Source organism: Plantactinospora mayteni, from assembly GCF_016862935.1.
GTDB classification, from domain to species: Bacteria; Actinomycetota; Actinomycetes; order Mycobacteriales; family Micromonosporaceae; genus Plantactinospora; species Plantactinospora mayteni.
The window spans coordinates 38,676-63,327 of the sequence record NZ_BONX01000064.1 but is presented as its reverse complement, the minus strand read 5'-3'; the positions used below and the strand labels follow the sequence as shown (position 1 = coordinate 63,327).

General features: G+C 72.3%; 24 protein-coding genes. 15 read left to right on the top strand and 9 right to left on the bottom strand.

What is annotated here, in order from left to right:
* The first annotated feature begins 54 nt into the window (after positions 1-54).
* From sufD to Pma05_RS38085, 6 genes are read left to right on the top strand one after another with little or no spacing between them, the layout of a single operon-like run.
* The gene (sufD, locus tag Pma05_RS38110; RefSeq protein WP_203862391.1) at positions 55-1,212 is read left to right on the top strand and encodes a Fe-S cluster assembly protein SufD; all 1,158 of its coding nucleotides are present in this window, start codon (positions 55-57) and stop codon (positions 1,210-1,212) included.
* On the top strand, positions 1,212-1,541 hold the full coding sequence (locus Pma05_RS38105) for a non-heme iron oxygenase ferredoxin subunit (protein WP_203862390.1): 330 nt from the start codon (positions 1,212-1,214) through the stop codon (positions 1,539-1,541). Before sufD ends, Pma05_RS38105 begins: the two co-directional genes overlap by 1 nt.
* Positions 1,538-2,311, top strand: coding sequence for a Fe-S cluster assembly ATPase SufC (gene sufC, locus Pma05_RS38100; protein ID WP_203862389.1), 774 nt, complete (start codon positions 1,538-1,540; stop codon positions 2,309-2,311). The genes Pma05_RS38105 and sufC overlap by 4 nt, the downstream gene beginning before the upstream one ends.
* A gap of 22 nt (positions 2,312-2,333) precedes the next feature.
* Positions 2,334-3,638 carry a cysteine desulfurase gene (locus Pma05_RS38095; protein WP_203862388.1) on the top strand — a complete coding sequence of 435 codons (1,305 nt, stop codon included), beginning with the start codon at positions 2,334-2,336 and terminating at the stop codon, positions 3,636-3,638.
* Entirely contained in the window at positions 3,638-4,126 is a 489-nt protein-coding gene (gene sufU, locus Pma05_RS38090) for a Fe-S cluster assembly sulfur transfer protein SufU (protein ID WP_203862387.1), read from the top strand. The genes Pma05_RS38095 and sufU overlap by 1 nt, the downstream gene beginning before the upstream one ends.
* Complete coding sequence (locus tag Pma05_RS38085; protein ID WP_203862386.1) at positions 4,123-4,500, top strand: metal-sulfur cluster assembly factor; 378 nt, start codon at positions 4,123-4,125, stop codon at positions 4,498-4,500. Before sufU ends, Pma05_RS38085 begins: the two co-directional genes overlap by 4 nt.
* Before the next feature lie 92 nt (positions 4,501-4,592).
* On the opposite strand, the gene Pma05_RS38080 is transcribed toward Pma05_RS38085, so the two are convergent.
* Positions 4,593-7,862, bottom strand: a complete 3,270-nt coding sequence (locus tag Pma05_RS38080) for a penicillin acylase family protein (RefSeq protein ID WP_203862385.1) — start codon at positions 7,860-7,862, stop codon at positions 4,593-4,595.
* A gap of 362 nt (positions 7,863-8,224) precedes the next feature.
* Between Pma05_RS38080 and Pma05_RS38075 the strand changes: the two genes are divergently transcribed.
* From Pma05_RS38075 to Pma05_RS38050, 6 genes are all read left to right on the top strand, one after another.
* A complete protein-coding gene (locus Pma05_RS38075; protein WP_203862419.1) occupies positions 8,225-8,827 on the top strand; it encodes a LysE family transporter in 603 nt (200 codons plus the stop codon).
* Positions 8,828-8,987: 160 nt separating this feature from the next.
* Entirely contained in the window at positions 8,988-9,635 is a 648-nt protein-coding gene (locus Pma05_RS38070; protein ID WP_275414811.1) for an acVLRF1 family peptidyl-tRNA hydrolase, read from the top strand.
* A 308-nt stretch (positions 9,636-9,943) separates the two neighbouring features.
* Positions 9,944-11,551 carry an ABC-F family ATP-binding cassette domain-containing protein gene (locus tag Pma05_RS38065; RefSeq protein WP_203862384.1) on the top strand — a complete coding sequence of 536 codons (1,608 nt, stop codon included), beginning with the start codon at positions 9,944-9,946 and terminating at the stop codon, positions 11,549-11,551.
* Between the two features lie 556 nt (positions 11,552-12,107).
* Positions 12,108-12,335 (top strand): helix-turn-helix domain-containing protein, encoded by a 228-nt coding sequence (locus Pma05_RS38060; RefSeq protein WP_007462679.1) that lies wholly within the window; start codon positions 12,108-12,110, stop codon positions 12,333-12,335.
* A 46-nt stretch (positions 12,336-12,381) separates the two neighbouring features.
* Positions 12,382-13,146 carry an enoyl-CoA hydratase/isomerase family protein gene (locus Pma05_RS38055; RefSeq protein ID WP_203862417.1) on the top strand — a complete coding sequence of 255 codons (765 nt, stop codon included), beginning with the start codon at positions 12,382-12,384 and terminating at the stop codon, positions 13,144-13,146.
* Positions 13,147-13,277: 131 nt separating this feature from the next.
* Positions 13,278-15,233: an ABC transporter ATP-binding protein gene (locus Pma05_RS38050; protein ID WP_239314000.1), complete on the top strand. Its 1,956-nt coding sequence runs from the start codon at positions 13,278-13,280 to the stop codon at positions 15,231-15,233.
* On the opposite strand, the gene mug is transcribed toward Pma05_RS38050, so the two are convergent.
* The 7 genes from mug to Pma05_RS38015 form a co-directional block, all read right to left on the bottom strand.
* The gene (gene mug, locus Pma05_RS38045) at positions 15,218-15,871 is read right to left on the bottom strand and encodes a G/U mismatch-specific DNA glycosylase (RefSeq protein ID WP_203862383.1); all 654 of its coding nucleotides are present in this window, start codon (positions 15,869-15,871) and stop codon (positions 15,218-15,220) included. The two genes, Pma05_RS38050 and mug, sit on opposite strands and share 16 nt — an antisense overlap.
* Before the next feature lie 334 nt (positions 15,872-16,205).
* A complete protein-coding gene (locus tag Pma05_RS38040) occupies positions 16,206-16,967 on the bottom strand; it encodes an SDR family oxidoreductase (protein ID WP_203862382.1) in 762 nt (253 codons plus the stop codon).
* A 9-nt stretch (positions 16,968-16,976) separates the two neighbouring features.
* Positions 16,977-17,525, bottom strand: coding sequence for an SCO6045 C-terminal-like domain-containing protein (locus tag Pma05_RS38035; RefSeq protein WP_239313989.1), 549 nt, complete (start codon positions 17,523-17,525; stop codon positions 16,977-16,979).
* 140 nt (positions 17,526-17,665) lie between these two features.
* Positions 17,666-18,574, bottom strand: coding sequence for an MbnB/TglH/ChrH family RiPP precursor modification enzyme (locus tag Pma05_RS38030; protein WP_203862381.1), 909 nt, complete (start codon positions 18,572-18,574; stop codon positions 17,666-17,668).
* Positions 18,571-19,497 (bottom strand): TIGR04222 domain-containing membrane protein, encoded by a 927-nt coding sequence (locus tag Pma05_RS38025; RefSeq protein ID WP_203862380.1) that lies wholly within the window; start codon positions 19,495-19,497, stop codon positions 18,571-18,573. The genes Pma05_RS38030 and Pma05_RS38025 overlap by 4 nt, the downstream gene beginning before the upstream one ends.
* Before the next feature lie 238 nt (positions 19,498-19,735).
* Complete coding sequence (locus Pma05_RS38020; RefSeq protein ID WP_203862379.1) at positions 19,736-20,314, bottom strand: TetR/AcrR family transcriptional regulator; 579 nt, start codon at positions 20,312-20,314, stop codon at positions 19,736-19,738.
* Between the two features lie 77 nt (positions 20,315-20,391).
* Positions 20,392-21,189: a thioesterase family protein gene (locus tag Pma05_RS38015; RefSeq protein WP_203862378.1), complete on the bottom strand. Its 798-nt coding sequence runs from the start codon at positions 21,187-21,189 to the stop codon at positions 20,392-20,394.
* Between the two features lie 72 nt (positions 21,190-21,261).
* On the opposite strand from Pma05_RS38015, the gene Pma05_RS38010 reads away from it, so the two are divergent.
* The 3 genes from Pma05_RS38010 to Pma05_RS38000 all read left to right on the top strand — a co-directional run bounded on the left by Pma05_RS38010 (position 21,262) and on the right by Pma05_RS38000 (position 24,167).
* Positions 21,262-22,128 carry a carbon-nitrogen hydrolase family protein gene (locus Pma05_RS38010; protein WP_239313986.1) on the top strand — a complete coding sequence of 289 codons (867 nt, stop codon included), beginning with the start codon at positions 21,262-21,264 and terminating at the stop codon, positions 22,126-22,128.
* An 83-nt stretch (positions 22,129-22,211) separates the two neighbouring features.
* Positions 22,212-22,856: an HAD family hydrolase gene (locus Pma05_RS38005; RefSeq protein WP_203862377.1), complete on the top strand. Its 645-nt coding sequence runs from the start codon at positions 22,212-22,214 to the stop codon at positions 22,854-22,856.
* Between the two features lie 360 nt (positions 22,857-23,216).
* Positions 23,217-24,167, top strand: a complete 951-nt coding sequence (locus tag Pma05_RS38000) for a serine protein kinase RIO (RefSeq protein ID WP_203862376.1) — start codon at positions 23,217-23,219, stop codon at positions 24,165-24,167.
* A 4-nt stretch (positions 24,168-24,171) separates the two neighbouring features.
* Here Pma05_RS38000 and Pma05_RS37995 read toward each other — a convergent pair whose 3' ends face one another.
* The gene (locus tag Pma05_RS37995; RefSeq protein ID WP_203862375.1) at positions 24,172-24,417 is read right to left on the bottom strand and encodes a DUF2630 family protein; all 246 of its coding nucleotides are present in this window, start codon (positions 24,415-24,417) and stop codon (positions 24,172-24,174) included.
* Positions 24,418-24,652 lie beyond the last annotated feature (235 nt).

The window sequence follows — 24,652 nt, the reverse complement described above, 5'->3', positions numbered from 1 at the left end:
GCCGGTCGCCCCGCCGATCCGCCTCGGACCTCGCGAGACAAGACCAAGGAAGAGATGACTACCGAAGCATTCGCGCCCGCCGCGCCGGTCGCGCAGACCAAGGCGCAGACGCTCCGCTCGTACGACGTCCGCGACTTCCCGGCCCTGACCGGCCTGGAGGAGGAGTGGCGGTTCACCCCGCTGAAGCGGCTGCACGGCCTGGCCGACGACACGTTCACCCCGGTCGACGGCCGGCTGCGCTACGAGGTCGCCGCGCTGCCCGACGGGGTGACCTTCGGCGGCGTACACGAGGGTGACGCCCGGATCGGCAGCGTGCTGACCCCGTTCGACCGGATCAGCGCGCTGGCGCACGGCCGGGCCGGCGAGGCGGTGGTCGTCGCGGTGGCCCCGGAGACCCGGCCGGCCGAGCCGGTGACCGTCCGGCTGGTCGGGCAGGGCGCCGACGGTGCCTCCTTCGGGCACACCTTCGTCGACGTCGGCCGGTTCGCCGAGGTGACGCTGGTGCTGGAGCAGACCGGTTCGGTGACCCTGGCCGACAACGTCGAGGTCGCGGTCGACGAGGGTGCCAGGCTGACCCTGGTGACCGTCGCCGACTGGGCATCGGACGCGGTGCAGGCCCAGCACCTGAAGGTCCGGCTCGGCCGGGACGCCAAGGTGACGCACGTCCAGGTGAGCCTGGGCGGGGAGCTGGTCCGGCAGTACACCAGCGTGGAATACACCGGCCGGGGCGGCGAGGCCGAACTCTACGGCCTCTACTTCGCCGACGCCGGCCAGCACCTGGAGCACCGCCAACTCGTCGACCACAGCGTGCCGGACTGCCGCAGCTACGTCGGCTACCGGGGCGCGCTCCAGGGCGCCAGCGCGCACACCGTCTGGGTCGGCGACGTGCTGATCCGGGCCGCCGCCACCGGTACCGACACGTACGAGATCAACCGCAACCTGGTGCTGACCGACGGCGCCCGGGCCGATTCCGTACCCAACCTGGAGATCGAGACCGGCGAGGTGGCCGGCGCCGGGCACGCCAGCGCGACCGGGCGCTTCGACGACGAGCAGCTCTTCTACCTGATGGCTCGGGGCATCCCGGAGGACGAGGCGCGCAAGCTGGTGGTCCGGGGCTTCTTCGCCGAACTGCTGAACAAGATCCCGGCCGAGGGACTGCGGGACCGGCTGGGCGAGCAGATCGAGACCCGACTCGCGAAGGCTGCGGCCTGATGATCCGGATCTGTTCGACCGAGGACGTACCGAAGGGCACCGCCATCTCCGCCGACGTGGACGGCACGGAGATCGCCGTCGTGCACGCCGAGGACGGCAACTTCTATGCCGTACGCGACGAGTGCTCGCACGCCGCCGTCGCGCTCTCCGAGGGCGAGGTCGACGGCTGCACCCTGGAGTGCTGGCTGCACGGCTCCCGCTTCGACCTGCGTACCGGTGAGCCGACCGGGCTGCCCGCCACCGAACCCGTACCCGTCTATCCCGTCGAGATCCGCGACGGCGACATCTACCTGAGTCTCACACCGAGCAATGGAGTTACCGCACCATGAGCGTTCTGGAGATCCGTGACCTACAGGTGTCGGTCCGGCTGCCCGAGGGCGAGCTGAAGCCGATCCTGGCCGGGGTCGACCTCACCGTGCGGGCGGGGGAGACCCACGCCATCATGGGCCCGAACGGGTCCGGCAAGTCGACGCTGGCGTACTCGATCGCCGGGCACCCGAAATACGAGATCACCGGCGGTTCGGTGACCCTGGACGGCGTCGACGTGCTGTCGATGGCCGTCGACGAGCGGGCCCGCGCCGGCCTCTTCCTGGCCATGCAGTACCCGGTCGAGGTGCCCGGGGTGTCGGTGGCGAACTTCCTCCGCACCGCGAAGACGGCGGTGGACGGCGAGGCGCCGAAGCTGCGCACCTGGGCCGGCGAGCTGCGCGGCGCGATGGAGCGGCTCCAGATGGACCCGGCGTTCGCCCAGCGGAACGTGAACGAGGGCTTCTCCGGCGGTGAGAAGAAGCGGCACGAGATCGTCCAGCTCGAACTGCTCAAGCCGAAGGTGGCGATCCTCGACGAGACCGACTCCGGCCTCGACATCGACGCCCTGCGGGTGGTCAGCGAGGGCGTCAACCGGGTCCGCGAGACCGGCGAGACCGGGCTGCTGCTGATCACCCACTACACCCGGATCCTCCGCTACATCACGCCGGACTTCGTGCACGTCTTCGTCGCCGGCCGGATCGTCGAGGAGGGCGGCCCGGAGCTGGCCGAGAAGCTCGAGGCCGAGGGCTACGAGCGGTACGTCGCCGGCGCCGGCACGGCCCGGGCCTGAGAGCCGGAAGGGCACCATCGAGATGACCAGCATCGCGATCCCACCGGGGATGCCACAGTACGACGACGTGCCGCGCTACGACGTCGAGGCGGTACGCGCCGACTTCCCGATCCTGGGGCGCGAGGTCAACGGCCACCCGATGGTCTACCTCGACAGCGCGAACACCTCGCAGAAGCCCCGGCAGGTGCTGGACGCGCTGCGCCAGCACTACGAGCGGCACAACGGCAACGTCTCCCGCTCGGTGCACACGGTCGGCACCGAGGCGACCGAGGCGTACGAGGGGGCCCGGGCGAAGGTCGCGACCTTCATCAACGCGCCGAGCCCGGACGAGGTGGTGTTCGTCAAGAACTCCACCGAGGCGATCAACCTGGTCGCGTACGCCTTCTCCAACGCCTCGGTCGGCGCGGGAGGTGACCCGAGGTTCCGGCTCGGCCCCGGCGACGAGATCGTGATCTCCGAGATGGAGCACCACTCCAACATCGTGCCGTGGCAGCTCCTCTGCGAGCGGACCGGCGCGACGCTGCGCTGGTTCCCGGTCACCGACGGCGGCCGGCTCGACGAGTCGGGGCTGGAGGAGCTGGTCAACGAGCGGACCAAGCTGGTCTCGTTCGTGCACATGTCCAACATCCTCGGCACGATCAACGCCACCGCCCGGATCACCGAGCGGGTCCGCCAGGTCGGCGCGCTGCTGCTGCTCGACTGCTCGCAGTCGGTGCCGCACCTGCCGGTCGACGTGGTCGACCTGGACGCCGACTTCATCGCGTTCACCGGGCACAAGATGTGCGCGCCGAGCGGGATCGGGGTGCTCTGGGGCCGGGGCGAGCTGCTGGCCGCGATGCCGCCGGTCTTCGGCGGTGGTTCGATGATCGAGACGGTCGCGATGACCGGCTCGACCTACGCGCCGCCGCCGGCCCGGTTCGAGGCGGGTACCCCGCCGATCGCCGAGGCGGTGGCGCTGGGCGCGGCGGTGGACTACCTGACCGGGATCGGCATGCGGGCGATCCAGTGGCACGAGAAGGAGCTGACCGCGTACGCGCTGGACGCCCTGGAGACCGTTCCCGGGCTGCGGATCTTCGGTCCGACCGTACCCGTCGGCCGGGGCGGGACGATCTCGTTCGGGCTGGAGGGCATCCACCCGCACGACGTGGGTCAGGTGCTGGACGCCGAGGGCGTCGAGGTGCGGGTCGGCCATCACTGTGCGCGACCGGTCTGCGTCCGGTTCGGCGTACCGGCGACCACCCGCGCCTCGTTCTACCTGTACACCACGACCGGCGAGGTCGACGCTCTGGTGCGCGGGCTGGAACAGGTACGGAAGGTGTTCGGGTAATGCAGGTCGACCAGCTCTACCAGGAGATCATCCTGGACCACTACAAGCACCCGCACGGGCGCGGGCTGCGCGAGCCGTACGCCGCCGAGGCGCACCACGTGAACCCGACCTGCGGGGACGAGGTGACCATCCGGGTGGCCCTGGACGACGACACGCTCAGTGACGTCTCGTACGACGGAATGGGTTGCTCGATCAGCCAGGCGTCGGCAAGTGTGCTGCACGAGCTGCTCACCGGCCGGGACACCGGGCAGGCGTTCGCGGTGCACGCCGCCTTCGTCGAGCTGATGTCCGGGCGCGGGCAGGTGACCCCGGAGGAGGAGCTGCTCGGCGACGCGGTGGCGTTCGCCGGGGTGGCCCGCTATCCGGCCCGGGTGAAGTGCGCGCTGCTGCCCTGGATGGCGTTCAAGGACGCCGCGGCCCGGGCCGGCGTGGACGTCGAGGCCGGCAACGAGGACAGTAACGAGCGGAGCGAGGTGAAGACGGCATGACTGATCAGGACACGACGACCGCGTCGGCCGAGTCGACGGGGTCGACCGGCAAGGCGGCGGTCGCCGACATCGAAGAGGCGATGAAGGACGTCGTCGACCCCGAGCTGGGCATCAACGTGGTCGACCTGGGTCTGGTCTACGGGGTACACGTCGACGACGAGAACGTCGCGACCCTGGACATGACGCTCACCTCGGCGGCCTGCCCGCTGACCGACGTGATCGAGGACCAGGCCCGCTCGGCGCTGACCACCGGCCCCGGCGGCGGCCTGGTCAACGACATCCGGATCAACTGGGTCTGGCTCCCCCCGTGGGGCCCAGACAAGATCACCGACGAGGGCCGCGACCAGCTCCGCGCCCTCGGCTTCAACGTCTGAGCGGCTCGTCCGGGTGTGGTAGATGTTGACGACTTGTTGTCGCCGGAACGACAGTCGCCGGAACGACAACACGTCGTCAAGGTCTGCCGATCTCAGTGTGCGTACGCCTCGAACTCCCAGAGGGAGAAGCCGTAGGTGGTGGCGCGGGTGAGGCCCTGCATCCGCAGGTAGCGGGTGGTGGTGTCGGGGAAGTCGAGGGTGTCGGTGCCGCCGTCGCCGGCCGTGGTCGACCAGACCGGGCTCCAGTTCGTACCGTCGGCGGAGACCTCGATCCGGTACGACTTCGCGTACGCCGCCTCCCAGTGCAGCACCACCCGACCCACGGTCCGGGTCGACCCGAGGTCGACGGTGATGGACTGGTTGTCGGACCAGGAGCTGGCCCAGCGGGTACCCGGATCGCCGTCCACCGCGCGGGCGGCGCCGTTGCCGAGTTGGCTGCTGGACGCGGAGACCGGTCGCCCGGCGGCGAGGTTGGTCAGGTCGTCGCCGCGCCCGGCCGGGAACGACACCACCTGCTGGTACGTCGGCCGGTTCTGCCAGGCGATCGTGCCGTGCCGGATCCCGCCCAGCGGGGACTGCACGATGGCGTCGGCGCACCACTGGTCCCCGGCGGCGCAGTGCTCGTCGCCGGGATAGACCTCGGCGGCCGGCTGGGCGGCGGCGGTCCGCAGCGTGTCCAGCAGGATCTGCCGGCAGGCGGTCAGCCCACCGTCCCCGCAGTACGTCCGGCCGAGCCCGCCGGACACCGGCTCGCCGAGTACCGCCCGCAGGTCGGCGTCGACATAGCCCCACCAGCCGTACTGGAAGGACGAGCCCTTGTGCGTCTGCGCGTCGGCGGCCGACCCGGGCAGGTCCGAGGTGTCCCCCTGCTGGTGCCCCGAGGGTGACTCGTTGAGCTGCATCGCGTTGACCAGCGCCTGGTAGAGGTCGCCGCCGAGCGGCCCGGCGAACTGGCCCCGGACCAGCAGCGGCCACCAGGCGTCGAAGACCCGGATCGCCTCGGCGTGCTGGTAGGTCTTCGCGCCGGCGGAGGTCTCCACCCGCAGCGCCCCGGCCTGCCGCCACGCCTTCAGCCGGCCGACCACCCCGGCCAGCCCGGCGTCGCCGACCGGTTGGCTCTCCAGCACCCGGATCAGCTCGTCCAGCACCTCGACCCCGCGCAGGTCGGTGAGGCCGGCCCGCTGTACCAGCGCGGTCAGCGAGGCGCGGTCGAACTTCTGCCCGGCCTCGATCGCCGCCCGGATCGGCTTGTCCAGCAGGTCGCCCCGGTGCACCGGGGCGAAGCTGAAGTTGCCGTCCGAGGCGCCGTAGTCGGCGGCCTGCTTGTTGTTCCAACTCACGTAGTAGTCCTGGTCGACCGAGTTCGGGTGCGCCGACGCGGGGTGGTAGGTCGCGGTGTTGGTGGCCGGGTCGAAGCCCTGCCACTCGTACGCCGGCTCGGCCCGGATCGGCAGGTTCGGGTTGCTGCCGGCGGCCCGGACCGGGTTCAGCCCCGAGTTGACGTATGCCGCCTGGCGGGAGTTGACGTAGAACCAGTTGAAGGCGTACCCGATCTCGGACGCCGCGGCGGTGAACTGGGCGGCGGAACCCATCGCGGCGGGGTCGTTGAACATCTGGAACCCGATCGCCGAGTCGGCCTCGTGCCGGTACGTCGACCGGAGCTGGGTGAACGCGTGCGGCACCCCGCCGACCGTGCCCCGCCAGGCCACCAGCCCCAGCCTGGTCCGTCGGGCGACCATCGTGTACGAGCCGGCCGCCGTGCCGTCCGCGACCGTCGGCCGCCACGAGTTGACGTGCGAGATCTCCTCCATCGCCAGGCACTGGCCGCGATAGCGGTAGAAGGTGCTGTTGAGCGTCGGCGCACTGCCGTCGGTGGTGCAGAGCGGCACCGCGTAGGTGTCGGTGATGTCCTGGGTGGCCGAGGTGGCGCTCCAGGCGTAGTCCTGGCCCCGGCCGAGCAGCACGTAGAGGTTCACCCCGGCGAACGCGGCGCCCCGGGCGCTGATCCCCGGCCCCTGCAACTCCTGCATCATCAGCAGTTGCGGCGCGAAGTAGCCGGTCTGCGGCCCGAAGACCGCGATCGGATGTCCGGTGACGGAGTGCGCGCCGGAGATCACGGCCGCGTTCGACATCCCCCGCGGTGTGATGGTCAGCCCCGACAGCGCGGCGGCCAGCTCGGACGGCCCGCCGGTGGCCTGCCGGGCCGAGCCGGTCGGGTTGGCGGTGACCGCCTCCGGCCGGGCCGAACCCGGGTCCGGCAGTACCACGCTGGGCGCGTCCGGGTCGGCGGCGCCGTACGGGAAGCGCTGCCCGTCGTGCAGGGTCAGCACGGTCTCCGGGTTGTTCTGCATCCGGAACGCCGTCCACACCCGGTCACCCTCGACCGGCCCGTACTTCGCCCGGGCGGCGATCCGGACCAGTGCCGACTGCATCTCGTGCCCGCCACCGCCGCCGAAGAGCCCGCCGACCACACCGGAGATCGCGATCAGGTCGGTCATCTGGAACGGCTCCGGCCCGCCCGCGTTGGTGATCGCGTCCAGGTGCCCGGTGAGGACGTACTCCCCGGGGCAGTTGCGGTTGGCCATGCAGTGCCGGATGTACGCGTTGATCCCGGCGATGTACTCCTGCACGTCGGCGTGGAGCTGTTCACCCCGGGGACCGCGCTGGCGCAGCGCGGCGACCTGGGCCGCCAGGTCCGCCTCGGTGTACGGCGAGTTCCGCCAGACGCTCTGTTCGAGTGCCCGGTTGCCGGGTGCCCCGCCGGCGAACGGGGTGAGGGTGCCCCGGCCGACGTGCCGGAGCAGGTCCATGGTGAAGAGTCGATCCTCCGCGCCGACATACCCGGCGCCAAACATCGTGCCGCCCCGGGTGCTGCCGGTGACGTGCGGGACGCCGGTCGCCCGGTCCCGCACCACCGTGACGTCGGCGCGCGGCGAGTAGCTGCGTTCCACCTGGCCGGGCGGTACCCCGAAGGAGGCGTCGTTGAAGAACGCCCCGAGTTGCTCCTCGCGCAGCCCGGCGTACCCGTAGACCAGGCTGGCGTACCGGTCGAGCTGGTCGCCGGCGTGCCGGGGCAGTACCCCGAGCGCCTGGTTGGCCAGTACCTCGACCAGGGTCGCGTTGCCGTTCTGGCCCGGCGGCAGGATGTCGGCGCACTCGCCCAGGCAGTAGTCGTCGGCCGTGAAGGCGGTGCTGGCCCGGGTGGCGGCGGGAGCGGCGGCCAGCGCGGCGCCCAGGCCAGCCGGCGCGGCGGGCGGGGCGGCGGGTGCGGCGGCCGGGGCCGGGGCGGCGGTGAACGCGAGCACGGCCGCGCCGAGCAGCGCGATCCCGGCGGCGACGTGGCGGCGGGGACGGTGGGCCATCGGAAGATCCTTCCGCCGGTACGGGCGAATGTGAGCAACATTCGGCTACCGGATGGTAACGAGTTCACCGGGCCGATAGATAGTCCTGGATCGGCGCCACCGTGCTGGCGATCTCTCCTCGGGCGAACATGGCGGACCTCGCCCGTGCCGGCGGAGAACCTGTGCCGGCGGATAACCGCCACCGGCGGATAATCCGTCGCGGGCCGGTGCGGGACGGGCCAGAATCGTCCCGTGATCGCGCCTACCTCGTGCACCTCCGCTCCCGCCGCCGCGCCCGTCCGGGCCGCCCGGCGACAGCGGAAGCGCACCCGGCCGGCCCCGATCACCCCGGCATCGTCGTGACCGACGCGCTCGTCGCCGGCATGCTCGCCGGATACGGCGTAGCCGTGCCGGTCGGCGCCATCGCCATCCTCGTGATCGGACTGACCGCGCGTACCTCGATCCGGGTCGGCGTCGCCGCCGCGCTCGGGGTCGCCACCGCCGACGGGCTGTACGCGGCTGTCGCCGTGCTCGGCGGTGCCGCGCTGGCCGGCCTGATCGAGCCGATCGCCGAGCCGCTGCGCTGGGTCGCGGTCGGCGTACTGCTGCTGCTGGCCGGTACGGGAGCCTGGGGCGCCATCCGGCACCGGGCCGATCCCGGCCGGGCTGCCAGGACCGACCGGAGCCTGGGTACGCCGTTCCGGGCGTACGGCGGGCTGCTGGCGCTGACCCTGCTGAACCCGATGACGATCCTCTACTTCGCCGCCCTGGTGCTCGGCCGGCGGGCCGGTACCGACTGGTCGGCCGGCGCGGAACTGGTCTTCGCGTTCGCCGCCTTCGTCGCCTCGGCGAGTTGGCAGTTGCTGGTCGCCTCCGGCGGTTCGCTGATCGGCCGGGTACTCTCCGGGCCCCGGGGCCGGTTGGGCACCGCCCTCGTCTCCAGCACACTGATCGCCGCGCTCGCCGTCCAACTGCTGCTCCGCTGATCGGCGCGCTCGCCGTCCAGCACTGCGCTGAATCTCGCTGTCCTGCCGCTGATCCCGGTGGAGCCGGAACTCGACCGGGTGACTGCGCTGAATCTTGCTGTCCTGCCGCTGTTCGGACCCGGTGACGGGGTGGCGGTGGTGGGCGTCGTACCGTTCGGGGGTGAACAGCCGACCCGCTGCCGGTGGCGGCCGGTGGGTGGACGTGCCCCCGGCCCGGCTCGCCCGCTGGCTCGACGGCTTCGCCGAGCGGCACGGCGGGCCGCCCGAGGTCGCCGCCGAGCCGGACGGGCTGCGGCTGACCGCCCCGGACGGCACGCTCGCGGTGCTGCACCCGCCGCCGGGCGCGCCCGGCGCGGAGGACCTGCCCGGCTTTCTGACCGGTGCCGAGGCGCCCCGCCGGCTGGGCCTGCTGCTGGCTCGCAAGGGGGCGGTGGCGGTCGGCGTCGCCGACGGCGACCAACTCGTCGTCTCCAAGGTGGACAGCCGCTACGTGCAGGGCCGTACCGCGGCCGGCGGCTGGTCACAGCAGCGGTTCGCCCGGCGGCGGGACAACCAGGCGAAGGCAGCCGCCGCGGACGGGGCGGAGTTGGCCGTCCGGCTGCTGCTGCCCGAGGCCGGCCGGCTCGCCGCGGTGGTGGCCGGCGGCGACCGGCGGGCGGTGGAGACCATCCTGGCCGACCGGCGGCTGGCCCCGGTGGCGGCGCTGCGGGCCGAGCGGCTGCTCGACGTACCCGAACCCCGGCACACCGTACTGGTCGACGCGATCTCCGCCGCCCGGGCGGTACGCGTGCTGGTCCGCGACCCCTGACGGGCCGCCGAGCCGGTCAGGGTTCGGTGCCGTAATCGATCCGGACGTCCTCCTGAGTTCCCTCACGTACCCTGATCGCCCTGGTCGCCGATGTCTTGCCGGATGTCGTGTGCCCGGCCGTACGTCGCGAATGGTCGATATCCGGTGATCTTGATCGGTAATCCGGCACCGGTCCGGTTCGGGCGCCCGGTACAATCGGACCGTGCTGCTCTGCGAAGGCTGAACGCCCCGAGCCGACGGATCCGTGGTCCGCCGGCTTGTTCGTGTGCCCTGAGTCAGCCTTCGACCCCGAGAGCGAGTCCTCCGACATGATCACTGCGAACGGCCTGGAACTCCGTGCCGGCGCCCGGATCCTGCTGTCCGACACCACGCTGCGGGTCCAGCCCGGCGACCGGATCGGCCTGGTCGGCCGCAACGGCGCCGGCAAGACCACCACCCTCAAGGTGCTGGCCGGCGAGGGTCAGCCCTACTCCGGCCAGCTCGACCGGCGTAGCCAGGTCGGCTACCTGCCGCAGGACCCGCGCACCGGCGACCTCGGCGTCACCGCCCGGGACCGGGTGCTCTCCGCCCGGGGCCTGGACGTGCTGATGGCCCAGATGAAGGAGATCGAGCAGCGGCTCGCCGACGAGGCCGGCGACGACCGGCTGGTCCGCCGGTACGGCGCGCTGGAGGACCAGTTCGCCTCCCTCGGCGGGTACGCCGCCGAGGCGGAGGCGGCACGGATCTGCGCCAACCTCGGCCTGCCGGACCGGGTACTCGCGCAGACCATCGGCACCCTCTCCGGCGGCCAGCGCCGCCGGGTCGAGCTGGCCCGGATCCTGTTCCGGGACGCGGCCGAGAACGGCGGCGGGATCCTGCTGCTCGACGAGCCGACCAACCACCTGGACGCCGACTCGATCACCTGGCTGCGCGGTTTCCTCCACGGGCACAAGGGCGGGCTGATCGTGATCAGCCACGACGCCTCGCTGCTGGAGGCCGTGGTCAACAAGGTCTGGTTCCTGGACGCCACCCGCTCGGTGGTGGACGTCTACAACGTCGGCTGGCAGAAATACCTGGAGCAGCGGGAGACCGACGAGCGGCGCCGCCGCCGGGAGCGGGCCAACGCCGAGAAGAAGGCCGGCGCGCTGATGGCCCAGGCCGACAAGATGCGGGCCAAGGCGACCAAGACGGTGGCCGCGCAGAACATGGCCCGGCGGGCCGAGAAGCTGCTCTCCGGACTGGAGGAGGCCCGGGTCGCCGACAAGGTGGCCAAGGTCCGGTTCCCCAGCCCGGCGCCGTGCGGCAAGACGCCGCTGACCGCCAGCGGGCTCTCCAAGTCGTACGGCTCGTTGGAGATCTTCACCGACGTCGACGTCGCCGTCGACCGGGGCTCCCGGGTGGCGATCCTCGGGCTCAACGGTGCCGGCAAGACCACCCTGCTGCGGATCCTCGGCGGGCTGCTGGAGTCGGACACCGGCGAGGTGCGGCCGGGCCACGGGCTGCGGCTGGGCTACTACGCGCAGGAGCACGAGACGCTCGACGTGGACCGCAGCGTGCTGGACCACATGCGCAGTGCCGCCAGCGAGCAGTCCGACACCGATCTGCGAAAGATCCTCGGCGCGTTCCTCTTCTCCGGCGACGACGTGGACAAGCCGGCGGGGGTGCTCTCCGGCGGTGAGAAGACCCGGCTGGCGCTGGCCACCCTGGTCTGCTCGGGCGCGAACGTGCTGCTGCTGGACGAGCCGACCAACAACCTCGACCCGGTGAGCCGGGAGCAGGTGCTCGACGCCATCGCCCGCTATCCCGGCGCCATCGTGCTGGTCACCCACGACCCGGGCGCGGTGCTGGCGCTCAAGCCCGACCGGGCGATCCTGCTGCCCGACGGCGACGAGGACGCCTGGAGCGACGACCTGCTCGAACTGGTCGAGCTGGCCTGACGGCGGTCCCGCCGCCGCCCGGCGGCGGGATTTTCGGGTACTGACCGACGACGATCTGCCAGGATCGGCAAGGTCCCGCCCGTGCCGAGGTGACGAAGAGGACGGTCAGTACGACAATGTCTCGGGGTTGCCGCCGGCGAGCACAGACGACACTGCGGGGACCGGAACGCCATTCTGCGGAATCCGCCCCGACGGAATCCGCGCCGGGAACGAAACTCTCCGCGACCTGAGCCGAAACTTGACGTCGGCGGAACGAAACTCGCCGGATGATGAGGCGAAACTCCCGTGGCGTGGAAGGAAACTCGACCGAGGGGCGGGAAAACCGCGTCGGCCGCGGTCGTGACCGGACGGTCGCGGCCCGACATCCCCGCTGACGTGCGGCGGAAGCCCGGATGGTGGGTGTGGACGACGTCGGCGGCGCAATCACTCAATCGGGAAACTGACACTGCTGTGCGTGTCGGTTGGCGAAGAGTTGATATCTAGCGCATGATCGTTCGAGGCGGTCTAATAGGTGGGACCGTATCGAACCGCACAGTCTGGGACGTGAGGAATCAACATGGCAGCCACTGGCACAGCCACCAGCACTGAGAAGGGTCGCCGGATCGTCGGAGCCGAGCGTCAGACGCTCGCCAAGGACCTGGTCAAGCGGTATACCTCCGGCGAAAGCATCCGCGCCCTGGCGGCCTCGACCGGCCGTTCCTACGGGTTCATCCACCGGGTGCTCACCGAGTCTGGTGTACAGCTTCGTCAGCGTGGCGGCGCGCGCCGTCGGAAGAAGGCGTGACCCGCTCAGCAGCCTGGTCCGGACCCGTACGCCTGCGGAGTTCTTCGTGACCGTCGGCGTACGACTCAATTGCGACGGGCCGGTCGCGACACTGACGTTGTGCCGGCCCGACGTACTCAACGCACAGACGCCGCAGATGTGGCGGGCGATGCACGACTTCTCCCGGGACCTCCCGGGTGACGTCCGCGTCGTGGTGGTACGGGGCGAGGGTCGGGCCTTTTCCGCCGGGCTCGACCTCTCGGTGCCGACCGGGGGCGCCGGGGCGGAGAACTCCCTGGTCGAGCTGGCCGGGTTGCCGCCCGAGGAGTGTGCCGAGCGGATCGCCGGCTTCCAGGCCGGCTTCACCTGGCTGCACCGCCCCGACCTGATCTCGGTCGCGGCGGTGCAGGGGCACGCGATCGGGGCCGGCTTCCAGCTCGCGCTCGCCTGTGACCTCCGGGTGCTGGCCTCGGACGCCACCTTCGTGATGGCCGAGGTCACCCTCGGCCTGGTCCCCGATCTCGCCGGCACGAAGCGGCTGGTGGAGTTGGTCGGCTACGCCCGGGCGCTGGAGATCTGCGTGACCGGCCGGCGGATCGACGCGGCCGAGGCCGAGCGGCTCGGCCTGGCCACCGTGGTCGTGCCGCCGGACGACCTCGACGCGGCGGTCCAGGACCTGACCGCGGCGATCCTGAGCGGCAACCGGGACGCGGTGGTGGAGATCAAGGCGCTGCTGGCCGGTGCCTCCGGGCGCTCCCCGGCGGAGCAGCAGCGGGCCGAGCGCGAGGCGCAGACCCGCCGCATGCGCGATCTTGTCGGAGCCGGCGAATAGGCTGTACGCCGACGGCGTGCATGATCAGCCGGCGGCGTGTGTGACCAGGGGATCATTCGGGAAGAATCGGGCCGCCACTCCGGTTGTCGTAGTCGTCGAGGACGACTGGGAGGTCGCGCGTGGTGAACCCGATGGGTGCCGGTGCCAGCATGGGCGGTTGGAACATGCTGCGCTCGTTGCGTAACCGCGACGAGGTGACCGCACACCGGGTGAGCCGGCGCAGCGTACGCCGGGTCGTCGAATTCGCCCGACCCTACCGGCGCGACATCGTGGTGTTCCTGGTCACGGTGGTCTTCGCCGCGATCATCGGGGTGGCGACCCCGGTCCTCGCCGGTGACGTGATCAACGCGATTTCCCGGGGCGGCTCCGACGCGGGCGGGCTGGTGATCCGGCTGGCCTTGGTGATCGCCGGCCTCGCGGTGCTGGACGCACTGCTCTCGCTGGCCCAGCGCTGGTATTCGGCGCGGATCGGCGAGGGGATCATCCTCAACCTGCGGACCCGGGTCTACGACCACGTCCAGCGGATGCCGCTGCCGTTCTTCACCCGTACCCAGACCGGGGCGCTGGTCAGCCGGCTCAACAACGACGTGACCGGCGCGCAGCGGGCCTTCACCAGCACCCTCTCCGGGGTGGTCAGCAACATCATCCAGCTCGTGCTGACCGCCGCCGTCATGTTCACGCTCTCCTGGCAGATCACCGCGCTCTCCCTGATCCTGCTGCCGATCTTCATCATCCCGGCCCGCCGGGTCGGCCGGCGGCTGGCGGAGATCACCCGGGAGTCGTACGACCTCGACGCCAAGATGAACGCCACCATGACCGAGCGGTTCGGGGTGTCCGGGGCGCTGCTGGTCAAGCTCTTCGCCCGGCCCGACGTCGAGGCGCGGCGGTTCGGCGACCGGGCCGAGCGGGTCCGGGACATCGGCATCCAGTCCGCGATGTACTCCCGCACCTTCTTCGTGGCGATGCTGCTGGTCGCCTCGCTGGCCCAGGCGCTGACCTACGGGCTCGGCGGCTGGCTCGCGGTGCAGGGCAACGTCAGCGCCGGCACGGTGGTGACGCTTGCCCTGCTGCTCACCCGCCTCTACGGCCCGCTGACCGCGCTGTCGAACGTCCGGGTGGACGTGATGAGCGCGCTGGTCTCCTTCGACCGGGTCTTCGAGGTGCTCGACCTGACCCCGTCGATCGCCGAGAAGCCGGCCGCGGTCGAGATCCCGCGCGGTGCCGGGCGGCTGGAGTTCTCCGACGTACGGTTCCGCTATCCGACCGCCGCCGAGGTGTCGCTCGCCTCGCTGGAGGAGGTCGCCACACTCGACCGTACGGTCAACGAGCCGGTGCTGCGCGGCGTCTCGTTCACCGTCGAGCCGGGCCAGATGGTGGCCCTGGTCGGGCCCTCCGGTGCCGGCAAGTCCACCACCTCGATGCTGGTCTCCCGGATCTACGACGTGACCGACGGGGCGGTCCGGGTCGGTGACGTCGACGTCCGGGACGCCACCCTCGACTCGCTGCGCGACACCATCGGGGTGGTGACCCAGGACTCGCACCTGTTCCACGAGACGATCGCGGAAAACCTGCGCTACGCCAAGCCCGACGCGACCGACGACGAACTCTGGGCGGCGCTGCGCGGCGCCCAGGTGGCGGAGCTGGTCCACTCGCTGCCGGACGGGCTCGACACCATGGTCGGCGAGCGGGGCTACCGCTTCTCCGGCGGCGAGAAACAGCGGATCGCCATCGCCCGGCTGCTGCTCAAGGCCCCGTCGATCGTGATCCTCGACGAGGCGACCGCGCACCTCGACTCCGAGTCGGAGGCGGCGGTACAGCGGGCGCTGTCGGTGGCGCTGAGCGGGCGTACGGCGCTGGTGATCGCGCACCGGCTGTCGACCGTACGGGAGGCCGACCAGATCCTGGTACTGGACGGCGGGCGGATCGTCGAGCGGGGCCGGCACGAGGAACTGGTCGCCGTCGGCGGCCTCTACGCCGAGCTGTACCGGACGCAGTTCGCCGTCGCCGGCTCCCCGGCCCCATACTCCGACGCGGTCGGCCCGGAGCCGGTGATCACGATGCCACGCCCCGACTACGACCCGGTCTGACCGAGTCCACTCTTCAGGCGGTCGCCCGGCCCCTGGCCCCGCGTCTCCGCCAGGGTCGCCGCCCGCAGCGCCGCGAACTCGGCGGCCAGCCCCGGCCCGGTGAAGTGTGCGTTCAGCCCGCTCGGGTTCGGCAGTACCCACAGGTGTGCCCCGCCGATCGTCTCCGGTTGCCGGCCGATCCTCGCCGTACGCCGCTCGAACGCCGTCCGGTACGCCGTGACCCCGAGCACCGCCACCCAGCGCGGCCGGTACCGCCGGACCTTGCGGACCAGCAGCCGACCGCCCTCGACGAGTTCGTCCCGGGTCAGTTCGTCGGCCCGGGCGCTGGCCCGGGCCGCCAGGTTGGTGATGCCCAGCCCGTGACCGAGCAGTTCGGCCTGGTCGGCCGGGTCGACCAGGTGCGGTGTGAACCCACCCCGGTGCAGGGCCGGCCAGAACCGGTTGCCGGGCCGGGCGAAGTGCCAGCCGGTCGCCGCCGAGTAGAGACCCGGGTTGATCCCGCAGAAGAGTACGTCCAGGTCCGGGGCGATCAGGTCGGGGAGCAGCCGGTCGGCCGCCGCCGCCACCTCGGCCGGGGTCGGACGGGGCCGGACCCGTCGGGCCGTCGTCAACTCTTGTTGTTTCGCCTGACCGCCCATACCACCACCAGCACCACAGCCGTCACCACCGCCAGACAGCAGAGCGCGCCGACGGCGAGCACCACCAGGCTCAGCAGTTCGATGATGGAAACCTCCAGGCTCGACGGGTGGCAACTCTATCCCGGCCCGGGGCCGGGCCGGCGGCAGGCCGAGACCGGCTCGGCGGCCGAGTCGCATGGTCTTCCGGAACTGGCCGTACCGGGAGCGGATCGGTGACGCGCCGCGACCCGGACCCGTCACCCGGCCCTCCATCTGGAGGGCGACCGGAGTCAGCCGGTGGCGGGCGAAGGTCGGTTCGGCGGCTGGCGGGAGCCGGTGGCCGGCCGGAGGCAGCTCAGAGGCTCCGCAGTGCGCCGCCGTCGACCGGGATGGTGACCCCGGTCAGGTAGCTGGCGGCGGGGGAGAGCACGAACGCGGCCACCCGGCCGAACTCGTCCGGGTCGCCGATCCGGCGCAGCGGTATCGCCGCCTCCGCGTCGGCCCGGGCTCGCTCCGGGTCCCCGCTGGCGGCGAAGAGTTCCCGGTTACGGTCGGTGAGAATCCGGCCCGGCAACAGGCTGAGTACGCGTACGCCGCGCGGACCGTACTCGTCGGCCATGTCCTTGGCCACCCCGGCCAGCCCCGGCCGCAGCCCGTTCGAGATGCCGAGCCCCGGAATCGGTGCCCGGACCGAGTTGGAGAGCACCAGGCCGAGCGCGCCGCCGACCGGCAGTGCCGCCGCGATCGTCCGGGCGGCCCGGACCGTGCCGAGGAAGATGGTCTCGAAGGAGTCCCGCCACTGCGCGTCGGTGGCCTGGGCGGCGCTGCCCGGCGGCGGTCCGCCGACCGAGACCAGCCCACCGTCGAGCCCGCCGAACCGCTCCAGGGCGGTGTCGACCAACCGGGTCGCGGTGTCCGGGCTGGCCAGGTCGGCGGTGACCCCGACCACCCGGTCGTCCGGGCCGAGTCGTTCTGCCGCCGTGGCCACCTGGTCGGGATCCCGGGCCGAGATCACCACCCGGGCGCCGTCGGCCACCAGGGCGCGTGCGGTGGCGAAGCCGAGTCCCTTCGATGCGCCGGTCAGCACGTACACCCGGTCCGCGAGTCCGAGATCCATAGCGGGATCCTATGACCCGGGCGACGCCGAGTCGATCTTCGGGTTGGTGGAGCCGGGCGCGGTCCAGATGCGTACCCGGCCGGCGAACTGCACCACCAGCACGTTTCCGGCCCGGCGCAGTGCCGGCAGCCGGCGTCGGCGCGGGGGCGTGTGGCCGTCGTACCGCCAGCCGGCCTCCCGGACGGCGAGTTCCTCGGCGGCGGGCGCCGGCAGCGCCTCCTCGGCGGCCAGGTGCCGGGCCAGGTCCCAGCCGTCCCGGACCGAGCCCGAGGTCGGGCGCTCGGCCGCCCAGGCCGCGAAGACGGCCCGCCAGCTCCGGCCGTGCCCTGCGGCGAGCAGCGGCCAGTGCCGGGCGACCTCGCCGGCCCGCTTGTGCAGCAGCGCCGACCGGGCCACCCCGACCAGCCGGGCGTCGAAGCCCGGTGGCAGCGGCGCCCCGGCCACCAGGGCGGCTACCAGCGCGGCCTGCCGGTCGGCCAGCGTCCCGGCCGCTCCGGCCCGACTGCTCCGGTCGTTCCGTGATCGTGGTCGGTCCGCAGGCCGGGTCTCGTCGGTCATCTGCGGTCACCGCCGGGCAACCGGAGGCGGGCGGTGATCGGGTCAGTCATCTCCGGTCACCTGCGGATAGCCGGAGGCGGAAGGCGATCGTGTCGCTCATCTCCGGATGACCGGAGGCGGCGGCGATCGTGTTCGACATCTCAGGTCACCCTCGGATAGCCGGAGGCGGCGGCGATGGCGTCGAGTTCGGCGCGCAGGGTGGCGGCCGGTGGATAGTGTCCGTCGCGCTCCAGCAGCAGCGCTGGCGGCCGGTGCCGGGCGGAGAGTTCGGCGACCAGGTCGAGTACCTCCGGCGGGACCGGGTCGGTGTGCGTGTCGTGGTAGATCCCGTCGCTGGCCGCACCGCCCGCGACGTGTACGTAGCCGACCCGCTCCAGCGGCAGCCGGTCGAGCAGGTCGAGCGGATCGGCACCCCGGTTGCGGGCGTTGGCGTAGACGTTGGCGATGTCCAGCAGCAGCAGCGCGCCGGTACGGTCGAGGATCTCGGTGAGGAAGTCCGCCTCGTCCAGTTCGTCGTCCGGCCAGTCGAAGATGGCGGCGATCGGCTCCAGGGCGAGTGGGACGGAGAGTTCGGCCCGTACCCGGGCGACGTTCCCGACCACCGCGTCGACCGCCTCCCGGGTACGCGGCAACGGCAGCAGGTGCCCCGCCTCGATCCCGCCGGCCCGGACGAAGGCGATGTGCTCACTGGCCAGCGGCGCGTCCAGCAGTTCGGCGGCCCGGGCGAACTGGCGTACCCGAGCAGGCTCGACCGGGTCGGCGCCGCCGAGGGAGAGCCGCACCCCGTGCGGTATCACGGTCACGCCGCGTTCACGCAGTTCGGCGAGGCCCGGCGGTGGCCCGGCAGCGGGTATCGACTCGGCGATCACCTCGACGAAGCGCAGGCCGGGCAGGTCCGCGACGAAGCCGGCGATCTCGGGCCGCCAGCCGATCCCCACGCCGTATCCGGCCTCCGGTGTCCGCACACCGGCCGGCACCGGCACACCGGAGGCCGGCACCGGCACACCGTCTCCAACCTCCGGCGCCCGCACACCATCCCCGGTCGTCATCCGCCGCACCCGCCGCACCCACCGCACCCGCCACCACCACCGCAGCCACTGCCGCCCGAACCGTCGCCGCCACCGGAGCTGTCCCCGCCGCCGGATCCGCCGCTGCCGCCCACTGCCGGTGTGCTCACCGCGCGCTGCACCTCCGCCTCGACCGCGAACGCCGGGTCGAACTGGACCAGCGCGGCCGTGCCGAAGAGGGCGATCCCCAGCGCCGCACCGGCCGCCCCGTAGGTGGCGTAGGCGGGCGAGTGCCGGGGCGCGAGGTGCTGGTGCTGCCGGCGCAGGTCGCGCAGGAGTGCGTTCGCCGCCCGGGTCCGGTGGGGGACCACGCAGAGCAGCACCACGCTGGTGGGCGCCAGCACCAGCAGGCTCAGCCCGAGGTAGCCGACCGGCTGACCGCCGACCAGACCGGCGATCAGCCGGGCCAGGCCGACCGCCAGCAGCCCGAGCAGCAGTACCGGCCCGATCCGGGCGACCGGCCGGGCCGACCGGGGCAGCGCCAGTCCGTTCCGGACCAGCTCGGCCCGCAGGTCGGCGAGCGCGGTGCGGACCCGTGGATCGTCGCCGAGCTTTCGCCCGCGTACGCCCTGGCCGGCCGCCTGGTGGACGGCGGCGTCGAGCGGCGTGGCCTGGACCGGCAACGGCCCGGCCTGCACCAGCCGGCGCTGCGGTGTGGTGCCGACCGCCCCGGCGGCGCGCAGCCCGCCGAGCGTGGCGTACACGGACAGCCGGTCACCGCCGGACAGCCAGGCGAGCTGGATCGGGTGCAGCCGCTCGGCCCCGGGCGGGCGGTGCCCGGCGAACCCGACCAGCCGGTGGACCAGGGTGCCGAGCAGGACCAGTCCGGCGATCGTGAGGTAGATGGTCAGGAAGACCGGCCCGGGTACGCCCCAGGTCTCGGCTTGCACCGGCAGCACGTCCATCGGGTCACTCCAGGCGTACGTGGGTCGGGACTGCCACCATTGTGGATCGGCTACGCCAGCCCGCCCGATCGCGGTTCGGCAAACCTGCCGCGTGCCGAGCGGCGCCGCAAGGGGCGAGCAGGGCCGCAAGGGGCGAGCAGTGCTGTCCGGGGCAGCAGCGCCGCCGGAGACGCGATCAGTGCCAGAAGGAGCGAGCAGAGCTACAAGGGGCGAGCAGTGTTGGCCGGAGTGGGCGTGCTCAGCGGCCCGGTCGGCGGACCGCCTCCTCGACCAGGTCCAGTACCGGACCGAGGTCGCCCGCCGGCCGGGCCATCGCCAGTTGCAGCACCAGGCCGTCGTAGGCCAGCTCCAGGAACCGGGCCAGCGTCTCGATGGGTACGTCGTCGCGGAGTACCCCGGCGTCCCGCTGCCGGGCCAGCCGCTCCCGGGTGGCCTCGGCGAGACTCGCCGAGCGTTCCGCCCAGCGCTTCGCGAACTCCGGGTCGGTGCGCAGTCGCCGGGACACCTCGAGTTGGCTGCCCAGCCAGCCGGTGGTGTCCGGCGAGGTGGCACCGGCCAGCAGGTCCCGCATGACCTGCACCAGACCGTTGCGGGCGACCGTGGCGACCATGGCGGCGGCGTCGTCCTCGGCGACCGCGAGGAAGAGCGAGTCCTTGTCCCGGAAGTGGTGGAAGATCGCTCCCCGGGAGAGCCCGGTCGCCTCTTCGAGCCGGCGCACGGTGGCGCCCTCGTAGCCGTGTCGGGCGAAGCAGGCCCGTGCCGCGCCGAGGATCTCCTGACGGCGGGCGTCGAGCTGGTCCTGACTTACCCTGGGCACCACCCGATCGTGCCAGGCGGGGACCCGGTATGCAATCCGTACGTACGTCTTGGATTGGTGCCGGTCCGGCGCGCGGGTCAGCCGGCCCGGCGGCCGACCATCAGAGCCTGGGCGCCCCGGCCCAGCGGACCGGTGGCGTCGGAGAGCACGGTGCTGGCCAGCCCGGACCCGTGTTCGTCCAGCGTCGTGCCGGCCCGTACGTGCAGCCACTCGTCGACCGGCTGCCGGTGCAGGTGCACGGTCAGTTCGGTGTTGATGAACCACCAGTGCGCGATGTCCAGCAGCCGGCTCAGTCCGTTGCCGGAGTCGGCGAGCAGGGTGACCCGTTGCAGCGGGCTCGGCTCCTCACCGGCGACCAGCGGAATCCGTTGCCGGGCCCAGACCGAGGCCGGGCCGGGGCGCTCGAAGTGGCCGTCGACGAACCGCCAGTCGACCGCCCGCAGGTAGCCGGTCTGCCAGCGCGGCTCGGTGAACCGGGAGGGCTCCGCCGGCCGGGACGGTGGTGGTGCCGGGGCGGTGACCACCTCGGCGGGCAGCTCGACCGGGGTACGCCGGATCCGCCATACCCGGGCCCGCAGCACCACCCGCCCGGCGGCGTGCAGTTCGGCCTCGACCAGTTCGACGGAGCGTCCGGGCCGGGCCACGGTGGCCCGGACGGCGACCTCGGCCACCGGTACCCCGCCGAGGAACTCCACCGTCAGCCGGGTGACCTGGGCCGGCCCGTCCAGCGAGCTGGGTAACCGTTCCACGGCTCGGGTCAGCAGCGCGCTCGGCGGTCCGCCGTGTTGCAGGCCGCTGCTCCACGGTCCCTCGGTGGCCGGGGTGGCGACGTACCGCTCGGGGTCGTCGGTGGGCAGGTAGAAGGCGTCGGGCACGGGCCGATTTTCCTCTCCGACGGCGGGTTCGCAAGATCGGCGCCGGATCGCCGGCCGGTTATCATCGCGGCCGTGACGCAGACCACCATCGCCCCGCCGGCCGCCGCACTGCCGGTCGCCGCGGTCCAGGCCGAACCGGAACCCGGGAACGTGGCCGGGAACGCCGGCTCGGCCGCCCGGCTGGTGGCGCGGGCCGCCGCCGACGACGCCCGGGTCGTCGTGCTTCCGGAGCTGTTCCTGCCGGCCTACCACCCGCCGAGCCTGGCCGGCGATCCGGCCGCTACCGACGTCGCCGCCGACGACGACGGCGAGGTGGCGGACTCCCGGCTCGACCCGCTGCGGGCGGTCGCCCGGGACCACCGGGTGGTGGTAGTGGTCGGCGCGGCGGTCCGGCACCCGGACGGCCGGCGGACCTGCTCGGCGCTGGTGGTGGACGGCGCGGGCCGGGTCGGCGCCGGATACGCCAAACAGCACCTCTGGGGCCCGGACGAGAACGCGCTGTTCACACCTGGGCGGCGCGGCGCGACCCTGCTGGTCGACGGTTGGCGGCTCGGTCTCGGTGTCTGCTACGACGGCTGTTTCCCCGAGCACGGCCGGGCGGCGGCGGCCGACGGGGCGCACGGCTACCTCTGCCCGAGCGGTTACCTGGTCGGCTCCGAGCACCGGCGTGACCTCTACTACCGGGCTCGCGCGCTGGACAACACCATGTACGTGGTCTTCGCCAACGCGGTCGGTGGCGCGCCGCCCTGGCGGTTCAACGGCGGCGCGGCGATCTACGATCCCGAGGGCCGGGTCATGCGCCGGGCCGTGGACTCCGGCGAGGCCGTCGTCGTCGCCCGGTTCGACCCGACCGAACTGCATCGGGTACGCGACGCGCACCGGATGCTCGCCGACCGGCTTCCGGGACAGGGCGGGGTACGGACGCTGTTGACCGGTTGAGCGCCTGTTGTCAGTCTGGCCAACCCGGGTTGTTTACATGCTGGGACTGTTGTCCGACCGGCTGCGTCCCGTACTGTGCGCAAGTGCCGCTGTTGCTCCTCGATCTGGACAACACTCTGCTCGACCGGGCGGGCCCGTTCCGGACCTGGGCGCAGGGGTTCCTGGACGAGATCGGAGCACCCGAGAGCGACGTCGACTGGCTGCTCTCGGTGGATGCCGACGGCCTGACCAACCGCTGGGACGTGGCCGACGCGATTCGCGACCGCTACCGCCTCCGGATTCCCTCCATCGACCTGGTCGAGGCGTTGCACGAGGGAGTCGTGGAATACACCCGGCTCGATCCGTTGATCGCCTGCGCGTTGCGGATCGCCGACGACGCCGGCTGGGTACCGGTGGCGGTCACCAACGGCACCGAGCGGCTACAGGAGATGAAGATCAGGCGTACCGGCCTGGACCGCTATCTGGCGGACTGGGTGATCTCCGAGGAGGTCGGGGTCAGCAAGCCGAACCCCCGGATCTTCGCGCTCGCCGCCGAACGGGTCCGGATGCGGCTGCGTGGTGCCTGGATGGTCGGGGACAGCCCGGAGGCCGACATCGGCGGGGCCGCCGCAGTCGGGCTGCCCAGCGTCTGGCTGCACCGGGGCCGCCGCTGGATGGAGCGCCGGTACGCCCCGACGAAGACCGTGGACGGGCTGATCGCCGCCGTCGCCACGGTGCTGGCCGCCTGAACCCGACCGCCCCGCCCCGCACTCCCGCTCCGGCCCCTGATCCCTGCCCCGCCCCAGCGGCTGATCCTGTCCCGCCCCGGTTGTTTGGCCCTGTCCCGGCGTTTGGCCCTGTCCCGGCGTTTGGTCCGGTCCCGGTGTTTGGTCCTGCCCCGCCCCGGCGCCTTTCCGGTTCGGCGGTAATTCGGTTGACGGTCGCTTTCCAGACCGGCGAGCATTGCGCGTCGGAGGACCCTGCCTGGTCTCTCCGGGTCGTATCGCATCCCGGGCACCGCCCGGCCGAGTGGAAGGAGGGGTAACCGTGGCTGTCGTTGTGCTGCGCTCTCGCCTGTCTTCTTCCGACTCGACCAGAGGATTCCTCCAGTGCCACGCGATTATGACGACTATTCCGGTTCGGCCCGCTCCCGTGGCGGTCGTACCACCCGCCGGTTCGACGACGACGAGCCGCGCTTTCTGAAACGGAACCGGCACGCCACCACGGCCGCGTTCGACACCAACGCCGACACTGACGTCCCGGACGTCGGTGACCGCTGGTCGACCTGGGACCAGGCGGTGCACGGGCCGGAGCCGCACCCCGACTGGCTCGTCACCGAATTGGCCGCCGTCGACACCGAGCTGGGTGTGCTGAAGACCGGCAAGGAGGCGGACGTACACCTGGTCCGCCGGGCAATGCCGGCCAGCGACCGGAGCTGCCTGCTCGCCGCCAAGCGCTACCGCGAGCCGGAGCATCGGCTCTTCCACCGGGACGCCGGCTATCTGGAGGGGCGGCGGGTACGCCGGTCCCGGGAGAACCGGGCGATGGAGGGGCGTACCGCGTTCGGCCGGCAGATGATCGCCGGTCAGTGGGCCGCCGCCGAGTTCGCCGCGCTGACCCGGCTCTGGCAGGTGGGGCGGGAACTGGGCAGCATCGCCGTGCCGTACCCGGTGCAGTTGATCGGGACGGAGCTGATGCTCGAATTCGTCGGCGATCCGGTGCAGGGGCAGGCGGCGCCCCGACTGGCCCAACTCCGGCCCGACCCGGTGCTGTTGCGCCGGCTCTGGGACCAGCTCGTCGACGCGCTGGTCGTACTGGCCCGGGCCGGGTTGGCGCACGGTGACCTGTCGCCGTACAACCTGCTGGTCGACGGGGACCGGCTGGTGCTGATCGACCTGCCGCAGGTGGTGGACGTGATCGCCAACCCGAGCGGACGGGAGTTCCTGGCCCGGGACGTACGGGTGGTGGCCGCCTGGTTCGCGGCGCGGGGACTCCCCGGCGAACTGGTCGACCCGGGCGTACTGACCGAGCGGCTGCTCCGGGAGGCAGGTCTGGGCTAGCGGTTCACTGGAGGTACTTCTCGACCTCGTTCACGCTGCGCGCTCCGGTGCTGTCCGGGTCGGTGCCGGCCTGCCGGGCGGCCCGGCGCCGGCGGAGCAGGTCCCAGCACTGGTCGAGCGACTCCTCCAGCTCGCGCAGCCGGGTCCGGTCCTCGTCGGTCGAGTTCTCGACCTGCTGGGCGTGGTTGCGGAGCCGGTGTTCCTCGTCGACCAGGTCGGAGATCCGGCTCAGAATCGTCCTGTCGTCCATGCCCAAGATCCTGGCACAGCGTCGAACGTGCCGCCCACCATCCGCAGCGGGTGGTGGGCGGCCCGCGTCGGGGCGTCGCCTTGCCGGGGCGGGACACATTCATTGACATAGTTCCCTCCGGTTCCTATCGTGACGTTAGGAAAGCGCTTTCCAGTCTTCTCGAAACACCGTCCCGACCCTTCCCGCTTCCCCGAAGTGCAGAGACTCCCGTCCGGCCGGCATACCCGTCCCAAGG